Here is a 14,276-nt window from a genome sequence, read left to right on the forward strand (position 1 = left end):
ACAAATTTCATGGTTGCCACCGTCGCCATCGTCGGTCGCCCGAATGTGGGCAAGTCGACTCTCTTCAACCGGCTCGTCGGCAGGAAGCTCGCGCTCGTCGACGATCGGCCGGGGGTGACACGCGACCGCCGTGAGGGCGAGGCCCGGCTCGGGCCGCTCAGCTTCAATGTAGTCGACACGGCGGGCCTGGAAGAGGCCGACGCGGAAAGTCTCACCGGACGGATGCGCGCCCAGACGGAGGCCGCGGTTGCCGGGGCCGATCTCGTCCTCTTCGTCGTCGACGTGCGTAGCGGCATCACGCCCGCCGACCGTCAGTTCGCCGATCTCGTACGCAAATCGGGCAAGCCCGTCGTGCTCCTCGCCAACAAGGCGGAAGGGCGGTCCGGGACCGAGGCATCCTACGAAGCCTTCACCTTGGGGCTGGGCGATCCCGTGCCCTTCTCGGCCGAACACGGAGAGGGCATCAGCGATCTCTTCGATGCCTTGGCCGCCCATTTGGCCATGCCCGAGGAGGACGAGGCGGATGAGGAAGACGAGGCGGCGCGCTCGATCCGCATCGCCATCGTCGGACGGCCGAATGCCGGCAAGTCCACCCTCATCAACCGCATGGTGGGCGAAGAGCGCCTCCTGACCGGGCCCGAGGCCGGCATCACCCGCGATTCCATTTCGCTCGACTGGGAATGGCGCGGGCGGCCCATCAAGCTGTTCGACACGGCGGGCCTGCGCAAGCGGGCGCGGATCGAGGACAAGCTCGAGAAGCTCTCGGTGGCCGACGGCCTGCGCGCCGTGCGCTTTGCCGAGGTCGTCGTCGTGCTGCTCGATGCGACGATCCCTTTCGAAAAGCAGGACCTCACCATCGTCGATCTCGTCGAGCGGGAAGGGCGCGCCGTCGTCATCGGCCTCAACAAATGGGATCTGGTGGCAGACCAGCCCGGGCTCCTCAAGACGCTCAGGGAAGAGGCCGACCAGATGCTCGCCCAGGTGCGGGGCGTCGGCGTCGTGCCACTGTCGGGCCTCGCGGGGCAGGGCATCGATCGGCTCATGGAGGCCGTCATTGCGGCCCATGAGGTCTGGAACCGCCGCATCTCGACAGCCCAGCTCAACCGTTGGCTGGGGGAGGCCACTGCCAATCATCCGCCGCCGGCCGTCTCGGGGCGGCGCATCAAGATCCGCTATATGACGCAGGTGAAAAGCCGGCCGCCGCATTTCGCGGTCTTCGGTAATCAGCTCGCGGCCCTGCCGACGGCCTATTCTCGCTATCTGGTGAACGGCTTGCGCGAGGCCTTCTCACTGCCGGGCACGCCGATCCGGCTGTCGTTCCGCCAGGGCGACAACCCTTATGCCGAACACGGCAAACCCACCGGCCGCATCTACAAGCGCCGCTGATAGCGCTGATTGGAATGGCGGTTCGGCCTCTTCTCAGGCCGGCATCTGCGGCGTCAGCACCCGGTCCTGCGGAAAGTCGTAGATCTTGCCGGTTTCGGTCCAATCGGGGGCGGCAAGAGCCAGGAGGTGCGGCGCGAGATCCTCGGGCGTCTTGAGCGTCAGCGGATCCTCGCCGGGCATGGCCTTGCGGCGCATGGCGGTGCGGAGCGGGCCCGGGTTGACCATCATGACGCGCAGCGAGGTCTTTTCCGTCTCGGCGGCATAGCTGCGGGCGAGTGCCTCGACCGCTGCCTTGGACGCGGCATAGGGGCCCCAAAAGGCGCGGCAGCTGTGCGCCGCCCCGGAAGAGATGAAGATCGCGCGACCGGCGTCGGAGGCGCGCAGCAGCGGGTCGAGCGAGCGGATCAGACGCCAGTTGGCGGTAACATTGATGGCCATCACCTCGTCGAACACCTTCGGCTCGACATGCCCGAGCGGCGAGAGCGTGCCGAGCACGCCGGCATTGGCGAGGAGGATGTCGAGCTTGCCCCAGCGCTCGTAGAGCGAGGCGCCGAGCCGGTCGAGCGCGTCATAGTCCTTGAGGTCCACCGGAACGAGCGTCGCCGTGCCGCCGCTGGCACGGATCTCGTCGTCGAGCTCCTCCAGCGCACCGACGGTGCGGGCGAGCGCCACCACATGGGCGCCGGCCTGGGCGAAGGCGATCGCCGCCGCCCGGCCGATGCCGCGTGAGGCGCCGGTGACGACGGCGATGCGTTTTTCGAGCGGACGAGACATGGACGATGGCTTTCCGAACGGTCAGCTCGCCTCGGCGAGCAGCGACAGCTGGGCCGCGGGCTCGCCGGTGAGGTCGGTCAGCGTCGTCGGATAGTCGCCGGTGAAATAGTGATCGGTGAATTGCGGCTGGTGCGGGTTGCGCCCGCTCTCGCCGAGCGCGCGATAGAGACCGTCGACCGAAACGAAAGCCAGGCTGTCGACGCCGGTAAACTCGCGCATCTCTTCGAGGCTCATGCGTGCCGCGAGCAGCTTGTCGCGGTCCGGCATGTCGATGCCGTAATAGTCGGGATACATGATCGGCGGGGAGGCAATGCGGAAATGCACTTCCTTCGCGCCGGCGTCGCGCATCATCTGCACGATCTTCACCGATGTCGTGCCGCGGACGATGGAGTCGTCGATCAGCACGATGCGCTTGCCCTCGACCACCGCGCGGTTGGCGGAATGCTTGAGGCGAACACCGAGCGCCCGGATCGCCTGGGTCGGCTCGATGAAGGTGCGGCCCACATAGTGATTGCGGATGATGCCGAGCTCATAGGGCAGCCCCGCGGCCTGCGCAAAGCCGAGCGCTGCCGGAACGCCGGAATCCGGCACCGGCACGACGATATCGGCATCGACGGGCGCCTCGCTCGCGAGTGTCGCGCCGATCGCCTTGCGCACCGCATAGACGGGACGGCCGTTCACGACCGAATCCGGCCGCGAGAAATAGACATATTCGAAGATGCAGGGCCGCGCCGGCATCGCCGGGAAAGGCTTATGGCTCTCGATGCCCTCGTCCGAGATGACGACCACCTCGCCATTCTCCACGTCGCGGACGAAGCGGGCGCCGATGATGTCGAGCGCGCAGGTCTCGGACGCCAGCATGTACTGGCCGTCGAGCTCGCCGAGCACCAGCGGGCGGATGCCGAGCGGGTCGCGCGCACCGATGAGCTTGTCGTTGGTCAGGCTGACGAGCGCGTAGCCGCCTTCGATCTGTCGGAGCGCGTCGATGAAGCGGTCGAGAAACCGGTTGCGCCGCGAGCGGGCGACAAGGTGGAGGATCGCCTCCGTGTCGGATGTCGACTGGCAGATGGCGCCTTCCGCCACCAGCCGGCGCCGCAGCGTCAGGCCATTGGTAAGATTGCCGTTATGCGCGACCGCGAAGCCACCGCCTTCCAGCTCGGCGAAGAGCGGCTGAACATTGCGCAGGATCGTCGCGCCTGTCGTCGAATAGCGGGTATGGCCGATGGCGCTGTGGCCCTTGAGGCGCTCGATCGTCGCCGGATCGGAGAAATTGTCGCCGACGAGGCCAAGGTGCCGTTCCGACTGGAAGCGCGTGCCGTCGAAGGAGACGATGCCGGCCGCTTCCTGGCCGCGGTGCTGCAAGGCATGCATGCCGAGCGCCGTGATCGCGGCTGCATCGGGATGGCCATAAATGCCGAACACCCCGCATTCCTCATGCAGGGTGTCGCCTTCGGCATCGAAATCGTCGATATCGCGGTTCACATGCATCCCGTCGTCTCCCGCGGTGACCAGTTTTCACCGCAGCGGTTCACTGCGCCGAACCTGTAGCACCTTCAGCATCCGTTCCGGCAGGCGCCTGGGTGCGACGCTGCGGCGCAGGCGCCGCGTCAGCTGGCGGCGGTGTCTGCGGCGCGGTGTCGGAATCGGCCGGTGCATCCGTGCCGCCATCGCCGCTCGGCTGCCTGAACTTCTGCAAGATGGTGCTTTCGGGGTCATCCGGCAACATCGCGATGAGACTATCGCCCGTCGATTGCAGAAGTGGGCGCGTTCGCGCCTGCAGAACCCAGTCGGGCTGCATGTCCGTTTTCACGAGCCAATTGAAGAAGATGAAGCCGACGACGCAGATGAGAAAGCCGCGTGCCGCACCGAAGAGGAAGCCGAGCGACCTGTCGACCGCGCCGATGCGCGAGTCGAGGACGAAATCGGACAATTGCACGGTGATGAAGGACACTATGATCAGCGTCACCAGGAAGATGGCGGCGATGGTGACCACCAGCGCAATCGTCGGATTGGCGATATGCGTCTTCACGTAAGGCAGCAGGTGCGGGTGCAGCAACAGCGCAGCGACCGCCGCCGCAATCCACGAGACGATCGCGAGAACCTCGCGCGTAAAGCCACGAACCGCAGCCAGCAGCGCCGACAACAGCACGACGCCTAGAACGATCAGATCAAGAAGCGCAACGGGCATGACAGACCCTGAAAACCGCGAATCGAAACAGGTGAGCGCCTGCGGCCACTTTTATGACCGTGGTATAGCTTGCGGTCCATAGCACGTCACCTCCTGGCGAGCCCCGGACGGTTGCCCTCCACACGTGGTTGCGCCGCGATGCGCGCCACGAGGTCCGCAATATGCCCGGTCGTGGTCACCACGAGCGGCGCCGTCTCGTCCTGGTTGCGGACGGCGGGTGGCGCAACTGTGCGATTAAAGCCGAGCTTGGCGGCTTCTTTGAGGCGCGCCGGCGTCTGGGCAACCGGCCTGATCGCGCCGGAGAGGCCGATCTCGCCGAAATAGACGCAATCCGCCGGCAGCGGCAGACCGGCGAGCGACGAGACGAGAGCCGCCGCGGCCGCGAGATCGGCGGCAGGCTCGGTGATCCTCAGGCCGCCCGCGACATTGAGATAGACGTCGTGCTGCCCGAGCTTCAGCCCGCCATGGGCTTCGAGCACGGCGAGCACCATCGACAGCCGGCTCGGGTCCCAGCCGACGACCGCCCGGCGAGGCGTGCCGAGACTCGTCGGCGCAACCAGCGCCTGGATCTCCACGAGGAGCGGGCGCGTACCTTCCATGCCGGCAAAGACGGCCGTGCCGGCGGCCGAGAGATCGCGTCCCGCCAGAAAGAGGGCGGAGGGATTAGCGACTTCCGCGAGCCCGCGGCCGGTCATCTCGAAGACGCCGATCTCGTCGGTCGGGCCGAAACGGTTCTTCACGGCGCGCAGGATGCGGAAATGGTAGCCGCTGTCACCCTCGAAGGAGACGACGGCATCGACCATGTGCTCGACGACGCGGGGACCGGCGATCTGCCCGTCCTTGGTGACATGGCCGACGAGAATGACGGTCGTCCCGGTCGTCTTCGCAAAGCGAATGAGCGCCTGGGCGCTGCCGCGCACCTGCGTGACCGTACCGGGGGCCGCCTCGACGCTTCCCGTCCACATGGTCTGGATCGAATCGATGATCGCCAGGCGCGGCGTCGGCCCGTGCGACAGGGTCGCGACGATATCCTCGACATTGGTTTCGGCCGCGAGTTCGACCGCCGCATCGCTCAAACCAAGGCGTTCGGCCCTGAGGCGGACCTGCGCCACGGCCTCTTCGCCCGAGATATAGGCGACCCGGTGGCCGGCACGGGCCATGACGGCGCTCGCCTGGGTGAGCAAGGTGGACTTGCCGATGCCGGGATCGCCGCCGATCAGGATCACGGAGCCCGGCACGAATCCGCCGCCGGTGACCCGATCGAGCTCGCCGATGCCGGACGCTACACGGGGTGCATCCAGGCTCGCGCCCTGCAGCCCTTCGAGCGGAAAGACGCGGCCCTTGCTGCGCGCGCCGGCGCGGCTTGCACCGGGAACCGGCACCGGCGGGGCGGAAGCCTCCTGGGCCAACGTGTTCCAGGCGCCGCAGGCGTCGCATTTGCCTTGCCAGCGGTTATAGACGGCGCCGCAGCTCTGGCAGATGAATTGGGGAGTGCCACGGGCCACTAGGCGCTCTCGCCCTTGTAGCGTCGGGCATAGCGACGCCCGAGGCTTGTGAGGAATTCGTAGCCGATGGTGCCGGCGCGCCCGCCCACGTCGTCCACGGTGATGCCGTCGCCGATGAAGGTGACGAGATCACCGCGCTTGATCGCCCCTTCCGGAACGGCGGAGACGTCGAGCGTCACCAGATCCATGGAGATGCGGCCGGCGATCGGGCACCGCACCCCGGCGACGACCGCCTCACCGCCGGGCCTCAGGTTTGTGCCGCTGGCACTACGCAGATAGCCATCGCCATAGCCGAGGCAGATGGTGGCGATGCGCCGCCGCCCCTCGGATGTCCAGTGGCCGCTATAGCCAACCGTCTCCGCGTCCGGGACGGTGCGCAGCTGGATGACCTTTGCCTCGAGCCGCACGACCGGCGCCATCGGATTGTCGCGGCCCGGGCGCGGATTGCCGCCATAGAGCGCGTAGCCGGGGCGCACCAGATCGAAATGGGGCTTGGCCGGCAGGAAAATGCCGGACGAGTTGCAGAGCGAGGCGGGTACCTGCGCAAACAGTGGCCGCACGCTCTCGAAAGCCTTGATCTGCCGCGCATTGACCGCAAGGCCGGGGTTCTCGGCCGAGACCAGATGGCTCATCACGAGCGTGAGGGAAAAGGCATCGAGAAGATCGGTCTCGCCGCGGATCTTGGCAGCCGCCTCCGGGCGCAGGCCGAGCCGGTTCATGCCGGTGTCGATATGCAGCGCCGCCGGGAGGGGCCGGCCGAGCGTGCGGCAGAACGCCCCCCATTCCTCGATTTCCTCACGCGAGCCGAGGACGGGCCGCACGTCGAGCTCGGCGAAACGGGCCGCCGTTCCAGGCAGGAGCCCGTTCAGCACATAGAGCGTGGAGGCCTGATCCGCCTGCCGGAAGCACGCCGCTTCGCAGAGATGGGCGACGAAAAAGGTCCGGCAGCCGGCCGCGGCAAGGGCTTTGGCGACCGGCTCGAGACCGATCCCATAGGCATCGGCCTTGATCACGGCTGAACATTCCGCGCCTGCCGCTTCCGCGGCCAGGTGCCGCCAATTGCTGACGAGCGCCGCGAGGTCGATGGTCAGAAGCCCGCCGGCGTCCACCGGATCGATGGACGAGGGGTGGGTATAGGATGGGTCTCGATAGGAACTGTCTTGGCTCAAGATGTGCCGATATCCGTTGGTGAATGGCGAGACGCCATCAGGTTCGTTCGGGCAGATGGTCTTCCTGTGCGAGATTGCCGAAACGCGTCACATCGGCCTGGAACGACAGCTGTACCGCGCCGGTTGGGCCATGGCGCTGCTTGCCGATGATGACCTCGGCCCGCCCATGCGCCTGGTCCATATCGGCCTGCCATTTGAAATGCTCCTCGGTGCCCATCTTCGGCTCTTTGTTCTTAAGGTAATATTCCTCGCGGTAAACGAACATGACGACGTCGGCGTCCTGCTCGATCGAGCCCGATTCGCGCAGATCCGAGAGCTGCGGGCGCTTGTCGTCGCGTGCCTCCACCTGACGCGAGAGCTGCGACAAGGCGAGGATCGGCACCGCCAGTTCTTTGGCGAGCGCCTTCAGGCCTGTCGTGATCTCCGTGATCTCCTGCACGCGGTTGTCGCTCCTTTTCGACGATCCCGAGAGCAGCTGCAGATAGTCGACCACGAGTAGATCGAGCCCGCGCTGGCGTTTCAACCGCCGGGCACGGGCGGCAAGCTGGGCGATTGATATGCCGCCAGTCTGATCGATGTGGAAGGGCATCGTCTGCATCTCGCGGGCGGCATCCGTGAGCTTATAGAACTCGTCCTCGCGGATGTCGCCGCGGCGGATCTTGTAGGAGGGAATGCCCGACTGCTCGGCGATGATGCGGGTGGCGAGCTGCTCGGCCGACATTTCGAGCGAGAAGAAGCCGACAATCCCGCCATTGACGGTCTTGATGGTACCGTCCGGGTGCTTCTCGCCGCGGTAGGCCTTGGCGATGTTGAAGGCGATGTTGGTGGCGAGCGCCGTCTTGCCCATGCCGGGGCGGCCGGCGAGGATGATCAGGTCCGATGTCTGCAATCCGCCCATCTGGCGATCGAGTTCGATGAGACCGGTGGCGAGACCAGAGAGTTTACCCTCACGCTTGTAGGCTGCGGCGGCGATGTCGACGGCCGCTGTCAGCGCGGTCGAGAAGGTCTGGAAACCGCCGTCGTAGCGGCCGGTTTCGGCGAGTTCATAGAGCTTGCGCTCGGCGTCCTCGATCTGCTCGCGCGGCGACACGTCGACGGCCGCGTCATAGGCCTCGTTGACCATGTCCTCACCGATCTCGATGAGGCGGCGGCGGACGGCGAGGTCGTGGATCGTGCGGCCATAGTCCTCGGCATTGATGACCGTGGTCGCCTCGGCCGCGAGGCGCGCCAGATATTGCGGAATCGTCAGGCCGCCGAGATCCTGGTCGCCGAGGAAGGTCTTCAGGGTGATCGGCGTCGCGACCTTGCCCGCCTTGATGAGGCTCGTCGCCACCTCGAAAATGCGCCGGTGGACCTCCTCCTGGAAATGCTCCGCTTCAAGGAAATCAGAGACGCGGAAATAGGCATCGTTATTGACGAGAATCGCGCCGAGCAGCGCCTGTTCGGCATCGATATTGTGAGGCGCAAGCCGGAACTGGGCTTCGCTCGCCGCTTCGAGCCGCGTCACAAGGGAATTGATCGTCGCCATGCTGCCCAACCGTGAGAATCAAGGGCTTACTGTAGCATGGACAATCGCCTCGCCCATCTGATCGCGGGCCCCGTCCCGCCTACGCACGCGATTCACACGAGCGATGGCTTTCCCGCCGAGTGTGGCACGTCCGCCGCAGTGGCGTGGCGCCCTCGGCACGCCGGACCGCAAGGGCGGGAGGAAAAGCAGAGGTTTCAGGCTGCCGATTCGGCGCTGGCGCGCTCGCAAGCCACCTCTCAGCCCCGATTGGGCGGAGCGGCGGCTCATGCGGGTGACGGGCCGGCCCGTCACGTTGATTGTGGCGAAACCCAGATCTCTCGATGCAGGCGATTATTCGCCCGCGAGTCTGAGGTCGCGCGGCTTGCCTTCCCGCGCCCGAAGCGCGTTTTCGCGGCGCGCGATATAGTCGCGCGTCAGCGGCACGGCCGTCTGCTGCTTCGCGAGCTGGATCTGGAAGACCATCATGCCATCGTGGCGGAAGGACATTTCGGAGGCGGCGAGATAGAAGTCCCACATGCGGATGAAGCGCTCGTCGTACAAGGCGAGCACCTCCTCCCGGTGGGCATGGAACCGCTGCCGCCAGGCCTTCAGCGTCTCGGCATAGTGCAGGCGCAGGATCTCGACGTCGGTGATGACCAGGCCGGCCCGCTCGATATGCGGAAGAACCTCGGACAGCGCCGGGATATAGCCGCCGGGGAAAATGTATTTCGCGATCCAGGAATTCGTGCTGCCCGGCCCATCCATCCGCCCGATCGAATGGAGGACCATGACGCCGTCGTCCTTGAGGATGCGCGCGACCGTATTGAAGAAGGTTTTGTAATACGGCACGCCGACATGCTCGAACATGCCGACCGAAACGATCCGGTCGAAGGTCTCTTGGATCGCGCGGTAATCCTTCAGGTGGAACTCGGCCTGCCCGGTGAGATTGCGCTCCTCGGCGCGGTTGCGCGCCACCGAGAGCTGCTCCTGGGAGAGCGTGACACCGGTGACCTTGGCGCCGCAGCGCTCGGCCAGATAAAGCCCGAGGCCGCCCCAGCCCGAGCCGATGTCGAGGACGCGCTGGCCCGGCTCCACCAGCAGCTTGGCCGCGACATGGCGCTTCTTGGCGAGCTGGGCGTCGTCCAGCGTGTATCCCGCCTCCTCGAAATAGGCGCAGGAATATTGCCGGTCGGAATCGAGGAAGAGCGCATAGAGGCGGCCGTCGAGGTCGTAGTGGTGAGCCACGTTGCGCTGCGCGCGCGAGGCGACGTTCCACTGCGCCACCCAGCGCCATACCCTGCGCCAGCCGCGCATGACGCGCACGGGCAGGGTCTCGCCGTGAAGACGAAAATTTTGCATGCCGAGCGCGATGAGATCGGCAATGTCGCCCCGTTCCATGACGAGGCGGCCTTCCATATAGAGCTCGCCGACCGCCGTATCAGGGTCGAGGAGGAGACGGGCAGCACTGCGATTGTCCGTCAAGAGGACGTGGATCGGTTCACCCGTTCCATCGCCGAAGACCGTCGGCTGCCCATGTCCCACCTTCACGGTGAGTGAGCCCTGCCGGATGAGCCGGCCCAGCACTAATCTTAGAAACACTTCCATTCCGCCGCCCCGTGATGCCAAGGCGCCGCTGGCGCGAACGCCGACATATTACGCCCAAGCTACGGAGCAACGCAAAAAAGTGCAACGGGTGCCAGCGGACTGGCACCCCTTACCGCAACGCATGCCAAAAAACGCCCGTCTCAGGCGTCTTCGTCGTCGCCTGCCGCCTCGGCCAATGCCGCGCCGACTTCAAGGCCGAGATCGTCGAGATTGGTCTCTTCGCGAGTCGTGACGCTCTCGCCGCGGGACTGCCGCTCGGCTTCTTCCGGGCTGCGGGCGACATTGACCGTGACGGTCACGTCCACCTCGGGATGCAAGCTCACCGGCACCTTGTGCAGGCCGAGCGTCTTGATCGGGGCGTTCAGCGCGATCTGCTGGCGGTTGACGCTAAAGCCGTCGGCCGTCAGCGCCTCGGCGATGTCGCGCGGCGACACCGAGCCGTAGAGCACACCCGTCTCACCCGCCTGGCGGATGATGCTGAAACTCTGTCCGTCGAGCTTCGACGCAACACCCTCGGCCTCGGCCTTGAGCTCGAGATTGCGCGCCTCGAGCTGCGCACGCTGCGATTCGAAGCGGGTGTTGTTTTCCTTGGTGGCGCGCAGGGCCTTGCCGCGCGGCAGCAGATAGTTACGAGCGTAGCCGTCGCGCACGCGCACGGTCTCGCCCATCTGGCCGAGCTTGGCCACACGTTCGAGCAGAATGACTTCCATAGCGATCTCCTTTGGTGGTCTGAGTTGAGTGTTGTCCGAAAGGGGTGAGCTGCCTCAGGGAAGACGGCCGGCGGAGTTGGGCCAACGCTTGCGCAACCCGAAGAGGATGTCGGCGATCCCGAAGATCGCCAGGACGGGCAGGATCCACATCAGAAAGATGATGAGGAGCATATAGGCGAGGCCGAGCAGGGCGGGGCGCCCCGGCCGCCCGCGCGTCAGGGCGTGCAGTGCCGCCAATCCCTGCAGGGCAAAGGCGCAGGCGAAGGCACCAGTCAGCGCCATCGCGAAGAGGCCGACGAAGCCGCCGGCGACGGCAGCTGCCACGAGGGCGACGAAGAAGGCGATGAGCGTGGTGCGCGGCATCGTCGTGTCGGCGATCACCGGCCAAGGGCGCGGCAATCTCTCGGAAATCGCCACGGTCTTGGCGGCGAGCCAGAGGTTGAGCACGAGCATCAGCACGAAGGAGGCGGCGGCCAGCGGCGGCACGGCGGCGATGATCGCGCTGACGAGGTCATTGCTGCCAATATTGCCGGGCAAGCTCAGGGGCTCGCCATCCGGCAGTTCCATTTCCGCCCGGATGAAGCTCTGCACGGCATTGCGCATCGCCGTTTCATAGGCGCTGTGCGACAGGCCGATGCCGAGCGCGCCGGCAAGCGTCACCGCCGCCGCTATGACCGCGAGCCAGGCCAACAGGCGCCCGGTCGGATACCATTCCGGTCCGGCGGGCGTGGAACGGGCGAGAAGTGCGAGATAGCCGAGCCACCAGGCCGGCAGGGCGATGCCGACCGCAAAGGCGATGCCGGCTGACGGCGTGAAGATGAACGCAAGGCTGGCCGCGCCGACGAAGGCGGCGAGAAGCCCGGCGCGATGGTTCCATCCGAGCGCCGCGACGAAGATCGGAAAGGGGGCGACATAGGACAAAAGGAGGGCGAGCGGTGAGCCGGAGATGACAACCGCAAAAAGGAGCGCCGACACGAGGCCGGCACCTATGCCAATGAAAATGAGGCTCGCCATCGTCCGCTGTCCCGCTGCGTTCGGCAGGGTTAGAGGAGGATCACCGTCCTCCCCAACTGTCCCGATCCACGATCGGGCGACGTTCAGTTCGTTCAAGATCGGTGGGGCACCAGGCCCCACCCGGTCGTCAGGCTATTTGATCACGTAGGGCAGAAGGCCGAGGAAGCGGGCCCGCTTGATGGCCTGCGCCAGCTCGCGCTGCTTCTTGGCCGAGACGGCCGTGATGCGCGAAGGCACGATCTTGCCGCGCTCGGAGATGTACCGCGACAGAAGCCGCGTGTCCTTGTAGTCGATCTTCGGCGCATTGGCGCCCGAGAACGGGCAGGTCTTGCGCCGACGGAAGAAGGGGCGGCGGGGAGCGGCTGCTGCTGCTGTTGTTGTTGTGGTCATGGATCAGACCTCCTCGGAGGGAACATCGTCGCCGTCGGCCGTCACCCGGTCGCGCCGGGGAGGCCCGCGATCACGGTCGCCGCGGTCACCGCGGTCGAAGCGTCCGTCGCGATCAAAACGTCCGTCGCGGTCGCGGCGGTCGTCACGATCGCGCTTCTGCAGCATGACCGACTGACCTTCTTCGAGCGCTTCGACGCGCAGCGTCAGGAAGCGGATGACGTCTTCGCTGATGCGCATCTGGCGCTCCATCTCGGCGACGGCGGCCGGCGGCGCGTCGATGTTCAGGAGCGTGAAATGCGCCTTGCGGTTCTTCTTGATCCGGAAGGCGAGCGACTTGATGCCCCACATCTCGGTCTTCTGCACCGAGCCGCCATTGGCCTCGATGACACCCTTGTACTGTTCGACGAGGGCTTCGACCTGCTGGGACGTGACATCCTGGCGCGCCAGGAAAACATGCTCGTAAAACGGCATAAACGGCCTTTCTCTTCATCCTCGCGTTGCCGCCGGCGCCAAGCCCTTCGAGCCTGCCAAGGCCCGAGCGGAATGTTCGAAGGCGGAGACACGGGACGATGGGGTGATGGACCCCTGCATGCTGTCATGCCGTCCGTTCAGCCCCCGGCCAGGCGAACGCGAAGCGGCTCGGTAGCGCATCGGCTGATGAAATGCAAGGCTCGCACGCACAAAGCCGCCGCGGTGCGTGCTTTCCCCTTGGTGGTCGCCGGCCGCCTGCGATAAGAGTGGCCGCACCGAGGCCTTGAGAACGCAAGGGAATCCGCCGAACGATGTCCCCTACAGCTTCGCCTAGCCGCCGTTTGCGGCTCGGCGTCAATATCGATCACGTGGCAACGCTGCGCAATGCGCGCGGCGGGTCCTATCCGTGTCCCGTCGCCGCCGCCAAGCTGGCAGCCGAGGCCGGTGCCGACGGCATTACCGCGCATTTGCGTGAGGATCGCCGGCATATCCGCGACGAGGACATCGCGCGATTGCGCGCCGAGGTGGGGCTTCCGCTCAATCTCGAGATGGCTGCGACGCCCGAGATGGTGAGCATCGCGGTGCGGACGAAGCCGCATGCGGCCTGCCTCGTCCCGGAGAAGCGTGAGGAGCGCACCACCGAGGGTGGCCTCGACATTATTCTCGGCCGCGAACATCTGCGGCCGGTCATCGGCGAATTGAAGGCCGCGGGCATCCGCGTCTCGCTCTTCGTGGAACCCGAGCGCGCAGTGATGGATGCGGCGGCGGAGCTCGGTGCCCCCGTGGTCGAACTGCACACCGGCACCTATGCCCATGCCGTCATCGACGGCGATAGCGACCGCATCGCCGCCGAACGCCAGCGCCTCCTCGCGGCGGCCCGGCACGGCGCCGCGCTCGGGCTGGAGATTCATGCCGGGCACGGCCTGACCGTGCATTCCGTGGGGCCGATCGCGGCCATTGCCGAGATCCTCGAGCTCAATATCGGCCACGCACTCATCAGCGATGCGATCTTCGTCGGCCTCGGCGAGGCGGTACGGACCATGCGCCTGGCCATGGACGAGGGCAGGACGATGACCGCTGCGCAGCCGATACCATGATTATCGGCATCGGTTCCGACCTCTGCGACATTGATCGCATTGCCCGCTCGCTCGAGCGCTTCGGCGAGCGGTTCACGCAGCGCATCTTCACGCCCGGTGAGCGTGCGCGCGGCGACAGGCGTGCCGCGCGAGCGGCCTCCTACGCCAAGCGTTTCGCGGCGAAGGAGGCCTGCGCCAAAGCGCTCGGCACGGGCATGTCGAAAGGCGTTTTCTGGCGTGACATGGAGGTCGTCAACCTGCCCGGCGGCAAGCCGACCATGCGCCTGACCGGAGGCGCGGCGCGCCGTCTTGCCGCCCTCCTGCCGCCGAACCATGAGGCGGTCGTCCATATCTCCTTGACCGACGATCCGCCGCTCGCGCAGGCCTTCGTGGTGATCGAAGCGCGCCCGCTCGGCGAAAGCGGCATTCGCACCGTCTAAAGAATTTGGGGCGATGATCGCGGTCTTGCGACGTCGTAAGC

Annotated in this window: 14 protein-coding genes; 3 read left to right on the forward strand and 11 right to left on the reverse strand. The window is 66.2% G+C overall.

Annotated elements, in window-relative coordinates; genetic code table 11:
• The first annotated feature begins 9 nt into the window (after nt 1-9).
• Nucleotides 10-1,386, forward strand: a complete 1,377-nt coding sequence (gene der, locus ACFQU1_RS17150) for a ribosome biogenesis GTPase Der (protein ID WP_378134805.1) — start codon at nt 10-12, stop codon at nt 1,384-1,386.
• A 33-nt stretch (nt 1,387-1,419) separates the two neighbouring features.
• Here der and ACFQU1_RS17155 read toward each other — a convergent pair whose 3' ends face one another.
• The 11 genes from ACFQU1_RS17155 to rpsF form a co-directional block, all read right to left on the reverse strand.
• Nucleotides 1,420-2,160, reverse strand: a complete 741-nt coding sequence (locus ACFQU1_RS17155; protein WP_378134807.1) for an SDR family NAD(P)-dependent oxidoreductase — start codon at nt 2,158-2,160, stop codon at nt 1,420-1,422.
• Nucleotides 2,161-2,181: 21 nt separating this feature from the next.
• Complete coding sequence (gene purF, locus ACFQU1_RS17160; protein ID WP_378134809.1) at nt 2,182-3,648, reverse strand: amidophosphoribosyltransferase; 1,467 nt, start codon at nt 3,646-3,648, stop codon at nt 2,182-2,184.
• 40 nt (nt 3,649-3,688) lie between these two features.
• Nucleotides 3,689-4,348: a CvpA family protein gene (locus ACFQU1_RS17165; protein WP_378134811.1), complete on the reverse strand. Its 660-nt coding sequence runs from the start codon at nt 4,346-4,348 to the stop codon at nt 3,689-3,691.
• An 86-nt stretch (nt 4,349-4,434) separates the two neighbouring features.
• The gene (radA, locus tag ACFQU1_RS17170) at nt 4,435-5,853 is read right to left on the reverse strand and encodes a DNA repair protein RadA (protein WP_378134813.1); all 1,419 of its coding nucleotides are present in this window, start codon (nt 5,851-5,853) and stop codon (nt 4,435-4,437) included.
• A complete protein-coding gene (alr, locus tag ACFQU1_RS17175; protein WP_378134815.1) occupies nt 5,853-7,022 on the reverse strand; it encodes an alanine racemase in 1,170 nt (389 codons plus the stop codon). The genes radA and alr overlap by 1 nt, the downstream gene beginning before the upstream one ends.
• Before the next feature lie 37 nt (nt 7,023-7,059).
• Nucleotides 7,060-8,550, reverse strand: a complete 1,491-nt coding sequence (locus ACFQU1_RS17180; protein WP_378134817.1) for a replicative DNA helicase — start codon at nt 8,548-8,550, stop codon at nt 7,060-7,062.
• Between the two features lie 330 nt (nt 8,551-8,880).
• Entirely contained in the window at nt 8,881-10,134 is a 1,254-nt protein-coding gene (locus ACFQU1_RS17185; RefSeq protein ID WP_378134820.1) for a class I SAM-dependent methyltransferase, read from the reverse strand.
• Nucleotides 10,135-10,274: 140 nt separating this feature from the next.
• A complete protein-coding gene (gene rplI, locus ACFQU1_RS17190) occupies nt 10,275-10,844 on the reverse strand; it encodes a 50S ribosomal protein L9 (protein ID WP_378134822.1) in 570 nt (189 codons plus the stop codon).
• A 54-nt stretch (nt 10,845-10,898) separates the two neighbouring features.
• Nucleotides 10,899-11,858 (reverse strand): DUF2232 domain-containing protein, encoded by a 960-nt coding sequence (locus tag ACFQU1_RS17195; RefSeq protein WP_378134824.1) that lies wholly within the window; start codon nt 11,856-11,858, stop codon nt 10,899-10,901.
• A 132-nt stretch (nt 11,859-11,990) separates the two neighbouring features.
• Nucleotides 11,991-12,248 carry a 30S ribosomal protein S18 gene (gene rpsR, locus ACFQU1_RS17200; RefSeq protein WP_378134826.1) on the reverse strand — a complete coding sequence of 86 codons (258 nt, stop codon included), beginning with the start codon at nt 12,246-12,248 and terminating at the stop codon, nt 11,991-11,993.
• 3 nt (nt 12,249-12,251) lie between these two features.
• Nucleotides 12,252-12,719 (reverse strand): 30S ribosomal protein S6, encoded by a 468-nt coding sequence (rpsF, locus tag ACFQU1_RS17205; RefSeq protein ID WP_378134828.1) that lies wholly within the window; start codon nt 12,717-12,719, stop codon nt 12,252-12,254.
• Between the two features lie 311 nt (nt 12,720-13,030).
• On the opposite strand from rpsF, the gene ACFQU1_RS17210 reads away from it, so the two are divergent.
• A complete protein-coding gene (locus ACFQU1_RS17210) occupies nt 13,031-13,816 on the forward strand; it encodes a pyridoxine 5'-phosphate synthase (RefSeq protein WP_378134830.1) in 786 nt (261 codons plus the stop codon).
• Nucleotides 13,813-14,235 (forward strand): holo-ACP synthase, encoded by a 423-nt coding sequence (gene acpS, locus ACFQU1_RS17215; RefSeq protein ID WP_378134832.1) that lies wholly within the window; start codon nt 13,813-13,815, stop codon nt 14,233-14,235. Before ACFQU1_RS17210 ends, acpS begins: the two co-directional genes overlap by 4 nt.
• Nucleotides 14,236-14,276: the final 41 nt, after the last annotated feature.

Source organism: Chelatococcus sp. GCM10030263 (assembly GCF_042666455.1).
Classification (GTDB): domain Bacteria; phylum Pseudomonadota; class Alphaproteobacteria; order Rhizobiales; family Beijerinckiaceae; genus Chelatococcus.

Coding starts and splice junctions, on each gene's coding strand:
- der (WP_378134805.1), top strand. CDS start 10: ATGGTTGCCACCGTCGCCATCGTCGGTCGCCCGAATGTGGGCAAGTCG.
- ACFQU1_RS17155 (WP_378134807.1), bottom strand. CDS start 2,160: ATGTCTCGTCCGCTCGAAAAACGCATCGCCGTCGTCACCGGCGCCTCA.
- purF (WP_378134809.1), bottom strand. CDS start 3,648: ATGCATGTGAACCGCGATATCGACGATTTCGATGCCGAAGGCGACACC.
- ACFQU1_RS17165 (WP_378134811.1), bottom strand. CDS start 4,348: ATGCCCGTTGCGCTTCTTGATCTGATCGTTCTAGGCGTCGTGCTGTTG.
- ACFQU1_RS17180 (WP_378134817.1), bottom strand. CDS start 8,550: ATGGCGACGATCAATTCCCTTGTGACGCGGCTCGAAGCGGCGAGCGAA.
- ACFQU1_RS17185 (WP_378134820.1), bottom strand. CDS start 10,134: ATGGAAGTGTTTCTAAGATTAGTGCTGGGCCGGCTCATCCGGCAGGGC.
- rplI (WP_378134822.1), bottom strand. CDS start 10,844: ATGGAAGTCATTCTGCTCGAACGTGTGGCCAAGCTCGGCCAGATGGGC.
- ACFQU1_RS17195 (WP_378134824.1), bottom strand. CDS start 11,858: ATGGCGAGCCTCATTTTCATTGGCATAGGTGCCGGCCTCGTGTCGGCG.
- rpsR (WP_378134826.1), bottom strand. CDS start 12,248: ATGACCACAACAACAACAGCAGCAGCAGCCGCTCCCCGCCGCCCCTTC.
- rpsF (WP_378134828.1), bottom strand. CDS start 12,719: ATGCCGTTTTACGAGCATGTTTTCCTGGCGCGCCAGGATGTCACGTCC.
- ACFQU1_RS17210 (WP_378134830.1), top strand. CDS start 13,031: ATGTCCCCTACAGCTTCGCCTAGCCGCCGTTTGCGGCTCGGCGTCAAT.
- acpS (WP_378134832.1), top strand. CDS start 13,813: ATGATTATCGGCATCGGTTCCGACCTCTGCGACATTGATCGCATTGCC.